The following is a 212-nucleotide window of genomic DNA, read 5'->3' as shown; positions in this document are numbered from 1 at the left end:
GCTGGTGCGGGGCCGGGGGTGCCGGGTGTGGTGCTGTCTGTGGTGGGGATCCGGGGTGGGATCTTGTCGGTGAGGCGTTTGCGGATGAAGCCGAGGGGGCTGTCGACCTGGGCGGGGAGTCCTGCGGTGAGGGCGCTGGTGAGGTAGTCGACGCCGACGCCTCGGGCGAGCCATTCCGCCGCCAGGGGCTCCAGTGCTGCGCAGTCGCCGGC

The 212-nt window shown here is 72.6% G+C and carries 1 pseudogene; it reads right to left on the bottom strand.

Features of this window, described 5'->3' with window-relative positions:
• Positions 1-212, bottom strand: a pseudogene (locus IF17_RS0136025) (MarR family transcriptional regulator); the annotation flags it as partial.

This window comes from Streptomyces cyaneofuscatus, from assembly GCF_000718135.1.
Classification (GTDB): Bacteria; Actinomycetota; Actinomycetes; order Streptomycetales; family Streptomycetaceae; genus Streptomyces; species Streptomyces cyaneofuscatus.
The sequence above is the reverse complement of the archived record's forward strand: the minus strand, read 5'-3'. Positions and strand labels throughout refer to the sequence as shown.